Below are 14,277 nucleotides of genomic sequence, written 5' to 3'. Positions count from 1 at the left end.
GATCCAATGGCTTGCGAAAGGCGAGGCGTACGATGAGCAAAGAAGTACTGCTGGTTGTTGAGTCGGTATCCAATGAAAAGGGCGTACCGGCAAACGTGATTTTTGAAGCGCTGGAGTTGGCTCTGGCCACTGCTACCAAAAAGCGTTTTGAAGACGAAGTTGATCTGCGTGTGGAAATTAACCGCCACACCGGTGCCTATGAGACTTTCCGTCGCTGGACGGTCGTCGAAGAAGCCGATCTTGATGATCCGGCCATCGAAACCTGGCCAAGCAAGGTTGCCGAAACGCACCCAGGCGCCCAGGTTGGTGATGTCGTCGAAGAAAAGATCGAGTCCATCGAGTTCGGCCGCATTGCTGCACAGACCGCCAAGCAGGTCATCGTGCAGAAGGTTCGTGAAGCCGAGCGCGCTCAAGTCGTTGACGCCTATCGCGAGCGGCTGGGAGAAATTATCTCCGGCACTGTGAAAAAAGTTACCCGCGACAATGTGATCGTCGATCTGGGCAACAACGCCGAAGCGTTGCTGGCCCGCGAAGACATCATCTCTCGCGAAACCTTCCGTGTCGGCGTGCGTTTGCGTGCGCTGCTCAAGGAAATCCGCACCGAGAACCGTGGCCCTCAGTTGATCCTGTCGCGTACCGCGCCGGAAATGCTGATCGAGCTGTTCCGTATCGAAGTGCCGGAAATCGCCGAAGGCCTGATCGAAGTCATGGCTGCGTCCCGCGACCCGGGTTCGCGCGCCAAGATCGCGGTCCGTTCCAAGGACAAACGCATCGACCCGCAAGGCGCTTGCATCGGTATGCGCGGTTCGCGCGTCCAGGCAGTGTCGGGCGAATTGGGCGGTGAGCGTGTGGACATCGTCCTGTGGGACGATAACCCGGCGCAGTTCGTGATCAACGCCATGTCGCCTGCTGAAGTGGCGGCAATTATCGTTGACGAAGATGCCCATGCAATGGACATCGCCGTTGGCGCAGACAATCTGGCTCAGGCCATTGGTCGTGGTGGTCAGAACGTGCGTCTGGCCAGCCAATTGACCGGCTGGACCCTGAACGTGATGACCGAATCGGACATCCAGGCTAAGCAGCAAGCTGAAACCGGTGACATCCTGCGCAACTTCATTGACGAGTTGGAAGTCGACGAAGACCTGGCACAGGTGCTGGTAGATGAAGGCTTCACCAGCCTGGAAGAGATTGCCTACGTACCGTTGGAAGAAATGCTCAACATCGACGGCTTTGACGAAGACACCGTCAACGAGCTTCGCGCTCGGGCCAAGGATCGTTTGTTGACTAAAGCCATCGCTACTGAGGAAAAGCTGGCAGACGCCCATCCGGCCGAAGACCTACTCTCGCTTGAGGGTATGGACAAGGATTTGGCGATGGAACTGGCGGTGCGCGGCGTAATTACCCGCGAAGACCTGGCCGAGCAGTCTATTGACGATCTGCTCGACATCGACGGCATTGACGATGATCGTGCCGGCAAGTTGATCATGGCCGCCCGAGCCCATTGGTTCGAGTAATTAGGCGCGGCCTGAGGAGAGAAGTGCATGACGCAAGTCACGGTGAAACAACTGGCCGATGAGGTCAAAACACCGGTAGAGCGCCTGTTGCAGCAGATGCGTGAGGCAGGTCTGCCGCACACCGCCGCCGATGAAGGTGTGAGCGATAGTGAGAAGCAGTCTTTGCTGACTCACTTGAAGAGCAGCCACAAGGCGAAAGTGGAAGAACCGCGCAAGATTACATTGCAGCGCAAAACCACCAGCACCCTGCGTGTTGCTGGTAGCAAGAGCATCAGCGTTGAAGTACGCAAGAAGAAAGTCTTCGTACAGCGCAGCCCGGAAGAAATTGAAGCCGAGCGCAAGCGTGAACTGGATGAACGTCGCGCAGTAGATAATGCTGCTCGTCAGAAGGCTGAAGAAGAATCCAAGCGTCGCGCCGAAGAAGAAGCGCGTCGCCAGCCTGCTGCTGCGCAAACTGCTTCGGCTGATGCGGTCGCCGCGCCTAGCGCTCCTGTGGAAGCTGTGCGCGAGGCCGCTCCGGTTGCCGCTGCACCAGCACCTGCTGCTGATGCCCGTAAGCGTGAGGAACCTCGTCGTCCGGACAAACCACGTGCCGACGATAACAATCGTCGCGGTGGTGGTGGCGATGGCGAGCGCAAAAACGCTCCGCATCGTGCTTCGGTCAAAGAGAAAGCGCCTGCTCCACGCGTTGCTCCACGTACTACCGACGAAGAAAGCGATGGCTTCCGTCGCGGTGGTCGCGGCAAGGCCAAGCTGAAGAAGCGCAACGCCCACGGTTTCCAGAGCCCAACCGGTCCTGTCGTGCGTGATGTGCAGATTGGCGAGACCATCACTGTTGGCGATCTTGCCAATCAGATGTCGGTCAAGGCTGCTGAAATCATCAAGTTCATGTTCAAACTGGGTACTCCAGCGACCATCAACCAGGTGCTTGATCAGGAAACTGCTCAACTGGTAGCCGAAGAACTGGGCCACAAAGTGACCCTGGTCAGCGACACCGCCCTGGAAGATTCCCTGGCAGAATCCCTGAAGTTTGAAGGTGAGACGTTCTCCCGTGCGCCAGTCGTGACCGTAATGGGTCACGTTGACCATGGTAAGACTTCGCTACTCGACTACATTCGTCGTGCCAAGGTAGCTGCTGGCGAAGCCGGTGGTATCACTCAGCACATCGGTGCGTACCACGTTGAAACCGAGCGCGGCATGGTCACCTTCCTCGACACCCCAGGTCACGCCGCGTTTACCGCAATGCGTGCCCGTGGTGCTAAGGCGACTGACATCGTGATCCTGGTTGTTGCAGCGGACGACGGCGTGATGCCGCAGACCATTGAAGCTGTCCAGCACGCAAAAGCCGCTGGTGTTCCTCTGGTTGTTGCCGTGAACAAGATCGACAAGCCGGGCGCCGATCTCGATCGCATCCGCAGCGAACTGTCGGTTCACGGCGTGACCTCTGAAGAGTGGGGCGGTGATACGCCATTCGTTTCGGTTTCGGCGAAAGTCGGTACTGGCGTGGACGAACTGCTCGAAGCGGTCCTGCTGCAAGCTGAAGTACTCGAACTGAAAGCAACTCCATCGGCCCCTGGTCGTGGCGTTGTGGTTGAATCGCGTCTCGACAAAGGTCGTGGCCCGGTTGCGACCGTGCTGGTTCAAGACGGTACCCTGCGCCAAGGCGATATGGTGCTGGTCGGTTCGAACTATGGCCGTGTACGTGCCATGCTCGACGAGAACGGCAAGCCAATCAAAGAAGCGGGTCCTTCCATCCCTGTCGAGATCCTCGGCCTGGATGGTACCCCGGACGCTGGCGACGAGATGAGCGTGCTGTCCGACGAGAAGAAAGCCCGTGAAGTGGCTCTGTTCCGTCAAGGCAAGTTCCGTGAAGTCAAACTGGCTCGCGCTCACGCTGGCAAGCTGGAAAACATCTTCGAGAACATGGGCCAGGCAGAGAAGAAGACGCTTAATATCGTCCTTAAATCTGACGTTCGTGGTTCTCTCGAAGCGTTGAACGGCGCCTTGAATGGCCTGGGTAACGATGAAGTGCAAGTGCGTGTTGTCGGTGGCGGTGTCGGTGGTATCACCGAATCCGACGCCAACCTGGCACTGGCTTCCAACGCTGTACTGTTCGGTTTCAACGTGCGTGCTGATGCTGGCGCACGGAAGATCGTCGAGCAGGAAGGCCTGGACATGCGTTACTACAACGTCATCTACGACATCATCGAAGACGTCAAGAAAGCCCTTACCGGCATGCTTGGCAGTGACGTTCGGGAGAATATCCTGGGTATCGCCGAGGTACGTGACGTGTTCCGTTCGCCGAAATTCGGCGCGATCGCCGGTTGCATGGTTGTCGAAGGCACTGTGTACCGTAACCGTCCAATCCGTGTACTGCGTGAAGACATCGTTATCTTCGAAGGTGAGCTGGAATCCCTGCGCCGCTTCAAGGATGACGCTTCTGAAGTACGTGCCGGCATGGAATGCGGTATTGGCGTCAAGAGCTACAACGACGTCAAGGCTGGCGACAAGATCGAAGTCTACGAGAAGGTTCAGGTTGCTCGCAGCCTCTAACTCGCGCACTTCCGGAGCCACGCCGCGTGTGGGCATGCAAATGCCTCGCGCAGCGTACGGACTCTAAACGCAACGCCCGGTCTGGCTTTTGTCAGGCCGGGCGTTTGCCGCTTTCAGACCCCATGGGTTTCACCGTGTGGCAGTAACAGGTAACAAGACATGGCAAAAGAATACAGCCGTACCCAACGTATCGGCGATCAAATGCAGCGCGAGCTGGCCCAACTGATCCGTCGCGAAGTCAAAGACCCGCGCGTTGGCCTGGTCACCATCACCGCTGTTGAGGTGAGCCGTGACGTGGGTCACGCCAAGATTTTCATCACCGTGATGGGCCAGGACAACAGCGAAGAAATCGCACAAAGCATCAAAGTGCTCAACTCGGCTGCCGGCTTCCTGCGCATGCAGTTGGCCCGCGAAATGAAGCTGCGCAGTGTTCCGCAGTTGCACTTCCACTACGACGAAAGCGTCGTGCGTGGCGCGCACTTGTCTGCATTGATCGAGCGCGCCGTGGCTGAAGACAGCCAGCATCCGTCCACACCTGAAGACGCCAAGGAGTAAGCGGTGGCTCAGGTCAAACGTATCCGTCGCAACGTCAGCGGCATCATTCTGCTTGATAAGCCCATTGGCTTTACGTCCAATGCGGCGTTGCAGAAGGTCCGCTGGCTGCTCAATGCCGAGAAGGCCGGGCATACCGGTAGCCTCGACCCACTGGCCACCGGCGTACTGCCGCTGTGCTTTGGCGAAGCGACCAAGTTCTCGCAATACCTGCTTGATTCCGATAAGGGTTACGAAACCCTGATGCAACTGGGCAAGACCACCACCACGGCGGATGCTGAAGGTGATGTTTTACAGGTTCGCGACGTGACCGTTGGTCGTGCTGATATCGAAGCCGCTTTGCCCGCTTTTCGTGGGCAAATCAGTCAGATACCGCCGATGTACTCGGCTCTCAAGCGTGACGGGCAGCCACTTTACAAGCTGGCACGTGCCGGCGAAGTAGTGGAGCGTGAACCGCGTTCTGTTACTATTGCGCGCTTGGAATTGCTCGCTTGTGAGGGTGAAACCGCACGACTGGCCGTGGACTGCAGCAAAGGCACCTATATCCGTACCCTGGTGGAAGATATTGGTGAACAGCTCGGTTGCGGCGCGTACGTAGCAGAACTGCGACGCACTCAGGCCGGACCTTTCAGCCTGGCCCAGACGGTTACGCTGGAAGAGTTGGAAGCGGTACACGCCGAAGGCGGCAATGAAGCGGTTGATCGCTTCCTGATGCCATCGGACAGTGGTTTGCTGGATTGGCCATTGCTGCACTTCTCGGAGCACAGCGCGTTCTACTGGCTTAACGGCCAGCCGGTACGTGCCCCGGATGCCCCTAAGTTCGGCATGGTGCGAGTACAGGATCATAACGGTCGCTTTATCGGTATCGGTGAAGTGAGCGAAGACGGGCGCATCGCGCCACGTAGACTGATTCGGTCAGAATGACCGAACGAGTGTGGCTGTTAACAGGCACGGTCAACACTCATTTTTAGATACAGGGATTTGTCCCTGGCCTGTTGAGACTGCCCTTTGGGTGGTTTCCTGAAAAAAGGATTGCCTCATGGCTCTCGACGTTCAAGAAAAAGCACAAATCGTTGCTGACTATCAGCAAGCTGTTGGTGACACTGGTTCGCCAGAAGTGCAAGTTGCACTGCTGACCCACAACATCAACAAGCTGCAAGGTCACTTCAAGGCCAACGGTAAAGATCACCACTCCCGTCGTGGTCTGATCCGCATGGTAAACCAGCGTCGTAAGCTGCTGGATTACCTGAAAGGCAAGGATCTGGGTCGTTATCAGACTCTGATCGGTCGCCTGGGTCTGCGTCGCTAATAAGCGATTGCGCTAGAGGTTGGTTGTCTGCCGTGTGTCAGTGGGATTCCCGCTGGCCCATGGTAGGCTCCCAGCCTCAAGTTTTATCTGGATACACGTTTTACCCCCTGGACAAGGGTTGGGCCGATTCCCGACATTGCCCAAGAATTTCGTAAGAAAACAAGTTCCCCAAGAGCCACAAAGAAGGTAGGACACCGTGAACCCGGTTATCAAAAAATTCCAGTTCGGTCAGTCGACCGTTACCCTTGAGACAGGCCGTATCGCCCGTCAAGCCTCCGGCGCAGTGCTGGTTACCGTTGATGACGACGTCACCGTATTGGTGACCGTTGTTGGCGCCAAGACCGCTGACCCGAGCAAAGGCTTCTTCCCTCTTTCTGTTCACTACCAGGAAAAGACTTACGCTGCCGGTAAGATCCCTGGCGGTTTCTTCAAGCGTGAAGGCCGTCCTTCCGAGAAAGAAACCCTGACTTCCCGACTGATCGACCGTCCGATCCGTCCGCTGTTCCCAGAAGGCTTCATGAACGAAGTGCAGGTTGTTTGCACCGTCGTTTCCACCAGCAAGAAAACCGATCCGGACGTCGCTGCGATGATCGGTACTTCGGCTGCCCTGGCTATCTCCGGCATTCCTTTCGATGGCCCTATCGGCGCTGCCCGCGTTGCTTTCCACGAGAGCACCGGCTACCTGCTCAACCCAACTTACGAGCAACTGAAAGCATCGAGCCTTGACATGGTCGTTGCCGGTACTTCGGAAGCCGTATTGATGGTTGAATCGGAAGCTAAAGAGCTGACCGAAGACCAGATGCTGGGTGCTGTACTGTTTGCTCACGACGAATTCCAGGTTGTGATCAACGCCGTTAAAGAACTGGCTGCTGAAGCCGCCAAGCCTACTTGGGCCTGGGCTCCGCAAGCCGAAGCTACCGAACTGCTGGGCGCTATCCGCTCCGAGTTCGGCGCCGCCATTTCCGACGCCTACACCATCACCGTCAAGGCCGACCGTTACGCTCGCCTGGGCGAGCTGAAGGACCAGGTTGTTGCCAAGCTTTCGGGCGAAGAAGGTCAGCCATCTTCCAGCGAAGTCAAAGCTGCATTCGGTGAAATCGAATACCGCACCGTTCGCGAGAACATCGTTAACGGCAAGCCACGTATCGACGGTCGCGACACTCGCACTGTGCGTCCGCTGAATATCGAAGTTGGTGTTCTGCCGAAAACTCACGGTTCGGCATTGTTCACCCGTGGCGAAACTCAGGCTCTGGTAGTCGCGACCCTGGGTACTGCCCGTGACGCACAACTGCTGGACACCCTGGAAGGCGAGAAAAAAGACCCGTTCATGCTGCACTACAACTTCCCTCCGTTCTCGGTGGGCGAGTGTGGTCGTATGGGCGGCGCTGGTCGTCGCGAAATCGGTCACGGCCGTTTGGCGCGTCGTTCGGTTCAGGCCATGCTGCCTGCTGCTGACGTGTTCCCTTACACCATCCGTGTTGTGTCGGAAATCACCGAGTCCAACGGTTCCAGCTCCATGGCTTCCGTTTGTGGTGCTTCCCTGGCACTGATGGACGCTGGTGTGCCGATGAAGGCACCGGTTGCCGGTATCGCCATGGGTCTGGTTAAAGAAGGCGAGAAGTTCGCCATCCTGACCGACATCCTGGGTGACGAAGACCACTTGGGCGACATGGACTTCAAAGTAGCCGGTACCGCTAAAGGTGTTACCGCGCTGCAGATGGACATCAAGATCAAAGGCATCACCGAAGAAATCATGGAGATCGCTCTGGGCCAAGCCCTGGAAGCGCGCCTGAACATCCTCGGCCAGATGAACCAGATCATTGGTCAGTCTCGCACCGAGCTGTCGGAAAATGCTCCGACCATGATCGCGATGAAAATCGACACCGACAAAATCCGTGATGTTATCGGTAAAGGTGGCGCGACCATCCGTGCGATCTGCGAAGAAACCAAGGCTTCGATCGATATCGAAGACGACGGTTCGATCAAGATCTTCGGCGAAACCAAGGAAGCGGCTGAGGCAGCACGTCAGCGCGTTCTGGGTATCACAGCTGAGGCCGAGATCGGCAAGATCTACGTCGGTAAGGTTGAGCGCATCGTCGACTTCGGCGCATTCGTCAACATCCTGCCGGGCAAAGACGGTCTGGTTCACATCTCCATGTTGAGCGACGCTCGTGTTGAGAAAGTGACCGACATTCTGAAAGAAGGTCAGGAAGTGGAAGTGCTGGTGCTGGACGTGGACAACCGCGGCCGCATCAAGCTGTCCATCAAGGACGTAGCAGCAGCCAAGGCTTCGGGCGTTTAATTACCCCTGGCTTATGCTGAAAGAAAGGACCCTTCGGGGTCCTTTTTTTATGGGCGAGGGAAAGTGAAGTGAAATCAGCCGTTTAGCCCACTGCAAAAGCCGCAACTTGCATGCAGGCATGATGGGCTTCATGCAAGTTGCACGATTCCGGAAATTAGCATTATTGTTAAGTTGTTGTTTTATAAGGATTTAATTTATGGCTTCGACTTGGCACACTGCCTGCAATATCCCTGTTAACGCTGCAGCATCAAGGTTTACGTACTGCAGACTTTTAATAAAACAGGAGTTACTCGTATGAAGAAGTTCGCTCTCGCTACTGCTACCGCTCTGACTCTGGCCATGGGTGCTAACGTAGCCTTTGCTCAGACTTCCCAAGCCCCTATGACGTTGGCGGCTGGCGAAGCTACCAAGGCTAAGGAAAGCGTTTCGGATACTTGGATCACCACCAAAGTTAAATCCGACCTGCTGACCGAGAAGGGCATTCCTGGTTCGGACATCAAGGTTGAAACCAACAAAGGCGTGGTTTCCCTGTCCTCGACAGTCGCTATCTCTGACGCACAGAAAGCTACTGCTGTCTCGATCACCAAAAAGATCAAAGGCGTGACCGCTGTTTCCGCTGATGGCCTGATGGCTGGCGGTGCTACCAAAGCAGACGGTATCGATAAAACCAAAGGCGCCGCTCATGACGCCAAAGAAACCACCAGCGACACTTGGATCACCACCAAGGTAAAAGCTGACCTGGTTACCGAGAAAGGTATTCCTGGCACCGACATCAAAGTCGAAACCAACAAAGGCGTTGTTTCCCTGTCGTCGACTGTAGCTGTTACCGACGCACAGAAAGCCACCGCCGTAGCAATCACCAAGAAAATCAAAGGCGTTAAAGCTGTATCGGCCGATGGCCTGAAAGCAGAGTAACGCTCGACAGTTCGTTTGAATTAAGCGGCGGCCACGAGTGAGTTAGATATCCACTCAAATGCACCTCTAAGGTTCATGCGACTGACCATATGGATGTGGTCATTACAGGCCCCGGCACTTGTGTCGGGGCCTGTTCTATTTCTGGTGCCGGTGGTTATTCAGCATCCAGATGCATAGGCGTTACAACGCGACCATCTTTCTCCGCCTGTCCCAGGTGGGCATCAATGAAGTACACGCGGTCGTCTTCCAACTGGCCCTTATCCACCAAGTAGTCCTTGATGGTGCTTGCGCGGTCCTGACCGAGTTGGCGCAGTAGCACGTCGCTGTTGCTCCAGAACTTGATCACGCCGTCACGCAGCTTGGCCGTGCGGTCATCGCGGCTCAGGTCTTTCCACTCCGCCGGCGGCTGTTGTTTCACGCGGATGCGGTAGATGCCTTCGAGCAATGGCGCTTTTTCGCTTTCCGGGACTTCCAGCAAGGACGCCTGGGCCGGAACCTTGTCGCCACGGCGCTGCAGGATTTTGTAATAGTTGTACTGGTATTCACGTTCCAGACGTTGCGCTGCGAGGAAGGGGCCATCGCTGCTGGCAGCGGCCGTGCCTTCAATTTCCAGGCGTAGGGCAGGGCGTTCCTTCAGCGCTTTAGCCAGGGTGTTTAGCGCGCTTTCGGCGTCTTTGTTCAACTCACTTGAGCCGGCAGCGAAGGACACGTTGCTCAGATCTTCCGCTCCGCCGCCGGTGACCAGCCCGCCGATGAACTTGAACGGTGCGGTCGCTGCACGCACCACCAGGTTACGCAGGGTCTGCCACACAATCGGCATCACGCTGAATTGCGGGTTATTCAGGTCACCGGTCACCGGCAGTTCGATGGAGATCTTGCCGTCAGTGTCTTTAAGCAGGGCGATTGCCAAGCGAATCGGCAAGTCCACGGCATCGGCGCTGTCGACTTTCTCACCCAGTTGCAGTTGCTCGACCACCACTTTGTTCTCGGCCTTCAGCTGGCCCTTGGTGATCACATAGTGCAGGTCGAGGTTGAGGCGTCCCTTGCGGATACGGAAACCCGCGAACTTACCTGAGTAGGGCGTCAGGGTCGTCAGCTCGACACGCTTGAAGCTGGTGGCGATATCCAGCGCCGCCATCGGATCGAACGGGTTCACGCTGCCTTTGATCGTCACTGGCGCGTAACGGTCCACCTTGCCCTTGATGTCGACGCTGGCTGGTTTGGCCTGACGGCTGTCAATCGTGCCGATCTGCCCGTTGAGCTGTTGGATGGCTGTGGCGAAGTTGGGTGTCAGGCTGAAGTCGGCAAAGTTGGCCGAGCCATCGTTGATTGCAATCTGCCCGATACGAATGCCCAGGGGTTTATCTTTGCTCGCCGCAGGCTTGGGGGCCGACTTGGCGCCACTGTCGGCCGGCTGCGGGATCAGCAGGTCATCGACGTTGGTGGTGCGGTCATCGTTGATCATGAACCGCGCATATGGCTGCAGCAGGTTGACCTTGTCGATCGACAGGCTGTCGCCGTGCTGGTAGTTCAGGCCCTCGACGACCAGACGCTGCCATTTCAGGAAGTCACGTGTCTTGAGGGTGTCCAGGGTATGCAACTGGTCGACCTGCGCTCGGCCGGTAATCTGCAGCGCCAGGGGCTCGGTGCTCTTCAGGTTCACGTCGAGGTCACTGCCGAGCATGCCGCTACGCAGCTCCAAACGGATAAATGGGCTGATATAAGACTGGGCAACCCGTAGGTCAATATCTTTGGTGGTGACCTTCAGCTTGGCGCTGACTGGGTTGAGGTTGACCACGCCCGTTGCCTGAATCTTGCCTTGCTTGCCCAGGCCGCTGTCGACCTTGAGGTTAAAGGGGCTCTGGTTGAGGCTGTCGAAATTCTGTACATCCACATTCAACGGGCCCAGCTCCAGCGCTACCGCAGGTTTGGCCTGACGGTCGGCCAGATGTACTTGATAGTTGCGCAGTTGCACGTCTTTGAGCAGCACTTGCCAAGGCTTGCTTGGCGCAGTCGGTGCAGGCTTTGGAGAGTCGGCTGTAGCTGGCGCAGTGGCAGGCTCCGGCGCCTTGGCTGGTTTGCTCGGTTGGCTGGCGAACAGTTTCTGCCAGTCCAATTGCCCATCGGCCTCACGAGCAGCCCAGGTCTCCAGCTTATTACTGCGGATCTTGCCGACCACCACTTGCTGCTTGGCGAGGTCCACTGTGGTCTCGCTGACGTCCAGGCGTTCCAGGCGCACCAGTGGGCGGCCATCCGGTGCCTTTAAGGCGAACGGCGCGATGCTGGCGGCGGTGTTGGTCAAGTTCAGTTCGGTTTCTTTGGCCAGGCTGAATTTGTAGTCGGTGCTGAAATTGAGCACACCGTCTTCGAGTACCAGGGGGAGCGCGTCACGCACATATGGCCACCAGGCTTTCATCTTGCCGTCAGTGACCTTTAGCGTACCTTCGGACGTGATCGGCACCAGGCTGAAGTTGCCTTTCCAATCAATTTGACCACCTTCAGGGCCTGCCGCGACCAGGGTCATATCGGCGTTGTCTTCAGGCAAGGTGCTGAGGTTTTTCAGCTCGAAGTCGAGTTTGTTGTAGAGAAATTCGATAGGTTCGCTGGGGCGCAGATCTTGAAAGTGCACATAGCCGCCTGCCAGCTTGATGCTGTCGATACGCAGTGGGAACGGCTTGGCATTGGGGTCGGCAGGGGAGGGTTCGCTTGCAGGGAGCTTGAACAACTGCGCCAGGTTCAATTGGCCAGACTTGTCGAACAGCAGCTCCGTCTTGGGCTGATCCATTTGCACATCGGCCAAATGCAGTGCCCGGGTCCACAGGCTGTCAATCTGCAGATTGGCGTAAAGGCGCTCGAAGCCCACCTGTTCCTTGCCGGGTTCGCCAATCTTCAAGCCCCATGCGGTGACTTCCAGGCTGAAGGGATTGAGTTCAATGCGCTCAAGCCGCGCCGGCACCGTGGCGTAATGGGCCAATTGTTGGTTGGCAACGCGAAGGGCGATGCCCGGCAGAATCAAAAAGCCCAGCAAACTGTACAGGGCAAGGGCGGTCAACAAGGCGCCAGTGGCGCGAATCAATCCTTTGGGCATGGGGCGGCGCCATCTATATCGAACAGGAGTGCCTTGGAGTATGGCACGGGTTTTCGGTTCCGAAGAGCCGGGGCGTTGGGACGCTTCCTACAGCTGGAGTATCAGCGTTTTCAAGGGGGGCTGCTGATCCTGTGAGGGAAAATCCGCACCCGGCGTCATGATTTGCCAGTCGCGCACTGGGCGACCGGCTTTCTCCGCGCATCGCAGGACCTGCTCGCGCCAATCCTCCATGCTGACCTTTGCCAAGTTGTTACAGCAGATCAGCACACCGTTGTCGGCAGTCGCGAGAAGTGCGGGCTTGAGCAGGCTCTGGTAGTCGCGCAACAGGTCGACGGTGCCGAACGCGCTCTTGGCCCAGGCCGGAGGATCGAGCAGCACCAAGTCATATTGGCGCTGTTCAAGACGCGGGTAGCTCGGCAGTTTCTGCCCGCGCCGCTGGGTGATCGGCAGGCCGGCCAGTTGGCGAATCGCCGGAAAGTAGTCCGACTGCACGAACTCCATGCTCGGCAACTGTGGGTTGAGCTGGCCGTTTTCACGCCCGACCGCCAGGTTGCCTTCAGCGAAGTCCAAATTGCACACCTCACGCGCGCCGCCAGCGGCGGCGCTCAGGCCCACGCCGCAGGTGTAGGCAAACAGGTTCAGTACGCTTTTACCGGCGCTGTGATCTTTGACCCAGCCGCGGGTATTGCGCAGATCGAGGAACAGCAACGGATCCTGCCCGGCATGGCGCCCGCGAACACGGTAATTGAGGCCCCATTCGTGCCCGACCATGTCTTCCAGTGCTGCGGGTTCGGCTCGGTATACCGTGTCTTCGCGGTCGATCCGCGAATTGCCGCGGGAGCGGTCGTTGTACACGAGCAGCAACTCCAGGCCCAGGTACTGGTTAATCAGTTGATGCAGGTCCAGTAGGTCTGTGGTTTCCAGCGACTGGTGGAAGCTTTGCACCAGCAACTGCGGGCCATAACGGTCAATGGTCAGGCCGCCGGCGCCCTCCTGGCTGCCGTGGAACAGGCGATAGCAATCGGTGCCCTGGGCATGCAGCTCGTTGATCAGGTCTTGGCGATGATCGAGGGCGGCGCGCAGCGCCTGATTCAAGGGAGACATGGAGCGCGCCTGGCTGTAAATGAGGGCGCGAAGTTTAACAGCTATGGTGCCTTGCCTACACCAACCCCATCCGCCTGTGTGCCCGTTGCACCGAGCCATTGCGCATCGCCCAGCGCAATAACGGCGCGCTACGCTTGACCCCTGCACGGATCATCTGGCGTTGCAGCGGGTTCTGATGCTGATCGAGCATGGTGCTGGCCCAGTCTGGCAGCAGATCGATCCCGGCCTGCATCATCAAGACGCCAAACGGCTTGGCTAAAGTACTGGGCGAGGGGGCGTTCAGCAGCAGGCGCAGTACTTCGCGGCTGCGTTCGTCACACAGCAATTGCGGACGGATACGCTCCAGATAATCGGAAATTTCCTGCCGCGAGCGCGGTACATGCCGCGCCCCCAAGCGCTCCGCCACCAGGGCGATTTCGCTGTAGTAACGATCTTGATCGCGGCTCGACAGAGTCGGGTTGCGATAGCGCAAGTGAGCGGCCATAAAGTTGCTCACCTCGGCTACATGCACCCAAGTCAGTAGTTCGGGGTCGCTCGCCGCATAAGGCCGTCCATCCGGCGCATGCCCGACCACCTGCAGGTGGATGGTACGCACTTTTTCGATCAGCCAGTCGGCGTCTTTGCGCGAACCAAAGGTAGTACCTGAAATGAACTGCGAGGTACGCCGCAGGCGCCCGAGCATGTCCTGGCGAAAGTTCGAATGGTCCCAAACGCCGGCCAGGGCCAGTGGGTGCAAGGCTTGCAGCATCAATGCGCTGATGCCGCCGATCAGCATGCTGCTGAAGTCACCATGGACTTGCCAACTGACCGAGTCTGGCCCGAACAGGCCGGGATCGCCCTTGGGGTTTTCCAGGTCCAGTTGCCCCAGTGACAAGCCGGTGAGGCTCATCAGCTGGGTTTCGATACGGCTGCGGATAAATTCCATGGCGGCTCAGGTTTT

At 57.5% G+C, this 14,277-nt stretch carries 10 protein-coding genes; 7 read left to right on the top strand and 3 right to left on the bottom strand.

Annotation, left to right across the window (positions count from 1 at the left end; translation table 11 throughout):
* The first annotated feature begins 32 nt into the window (after nucleotides 1-32).
* From nusA to LRO94_RS24375, 7 genes are all read left to right on the top strand, one after another.
* Entirely contained in the window at nucleotides 33-1,514 is a 1,482-nt protein-coding gene (gene nusA / locus LRO94_RS24405; protein ID WP_003212187.1) for a transcription termination factor NusA, read from the top strand.
* A gap of 27 nt (nucleotides 1,515-1,541) precedes the next feature.
* Nucleotides 1,542-4,067 (top strand): translation initiation factor IF-2, encoded by a 2,526-nt coding sequence (gene infB / locus LRO94_RS24400; protein ID WP_032884720.1) that lies wholly within the window; start codon nucleotides 1,542-1,544, stop codon nucleotides 4,065-4,067.
* A gap of 159 nt (nucleotides 4,068-4,226) precedes the next feature.
* On the top strand, nucleotides 4,227-4,622 hold the full coding sequence (rbfA, locus tag LRO94_RS24395; RefSeq protein ID WP_003176137.1) for a 30S ribosome-binding factor RbfA: 396 nt from the start codon (nucleotides 4,227-4,229) through the stop codon (nucleotides 4,620-4,622).
* A 3-nt stretch (nucleotides 4,623-4,625) separates the two neighbouring features.
* Nucleotides 4,626-5,543, top strand: coding sequence for a tRNA pseudouridine(55) synthase TruB (truB, locus tag LRO94_RS24390; RefSeq protein WP_032884721.1), 918 nt, complete (start codon nucleotides 4,626-4,628; stop codon nucleotides 5,541-5,543).
* A gap of 115 nt (nucleotides 5,544-5,658) precedes the next feature.
* Complete coding sequence (rpsO, locus tag LRO94_RS24385) at nucleotides 5,659-5,928, top strand: 30S ribosomal protein S15 (protein ID WP_003177875.1); 270 nt, start codon at nucleotides 5,659-5,661, stop codon at nucleotides 5,926-5,928.
* A 196-nt stretch (nucleotides 5,929-6,124) separates the two neighbouring features.
* Complete coding sequence (gene pnp, locus LRO94_RS24380; RefSeq protein WP_032884722.1) at nucleotides 6,125-8,230, top strand: polyribonucleotide nucleotidyltransferase; 2,106 nt, start codon at nucleotides 6,125-6,127, stop codon at nucleotides 8,228-8,230.
* Between the two features lie 294 nt (nucleotides 8,231-8,524).
* Entirely contained in the window at nucleotides 8,525-9,145 is a 621-nt protein-coding gene (locus tag LRO94_RS24375; protein WP_032884723.1) for a BON domain-containing protein, read from the top strand.
* A 154-nt stretch (nucleotides 9,146-9,299) separates the two neighbouring features.
* Here LRO94_RS24375 and LRO94_RS24370 read toward each other — a convergent pair whose 3' ends face one another.
* The 3 genes from LRO94_RS24370 to LRO94_RS24360 all read right to left on the bottom strand — a co-directional run bounded on the left by LRO94_RS24370 (nucleotide 9,300) and on the right by LRO94_RS24360 (nucleotide 14,262).
* On the bottom strand, nucleotides 9,300-12,233 hold the full coding sequence (locus LRO94_RS24370; RefSeq protein ID WP_095186252.1) for a DUF748 domain-containing protein: 2,934 nt from the start codon (nucleotides 12,231-12,233) through the stop codon (nucleotides 9,300-9,302).
* A gap of 87 nt (nucleotides 12,234-12,320) precedes the next feature.
* The gene (locus LRO94_RS24365) at nucleotides 12,321-13,337 is read right to left on the bottom strand and encodes a class I SAM-dependent rRNA methyltransferase (RefSeq protein ID WP_032884726.1); all 1,017 of its coding nucleotides are present in this window, start codon (nucleotides 13,335-13,337) and stop codon (nucleotides 12,321-12,323) included.
* A gap of 55 nt (nucleotides 13,338-13,392) precedes the next feature.
* Nucleotides 13,393-14,262 carry an oxygenase MpaB family protein gene (locus LRO94_RS24360; RefSeq protein ID WP_179179866.1) on the bottom strand — a complete coding sequence of 290 codons (870 nt, stop codon included), beginning with the start codon at nucleotides 14,260-14,262 and terminating at the stop codon, nucleotides 13,393-13,395.
* Between the last annotated feature and the right edge of the window lie 15 nt (nucleotides 14,263-14,277).

The organism is Pseudomonas sivasensis, from assembly GCF_021391435.1.
GTDB classification, from domain to species: domain Bacteria; phylum Pseudomonadota; class Gammaproteobacteria; order Pseudomonadales; family Pseudomonadaceae; genus Aquipseudomonas; species Aquipseudomonas sivasensis.
Note: the sequence above shows the minus strand (reverse complement) of the source record. Positions and strands in the feature narration are given on the sequence as shown.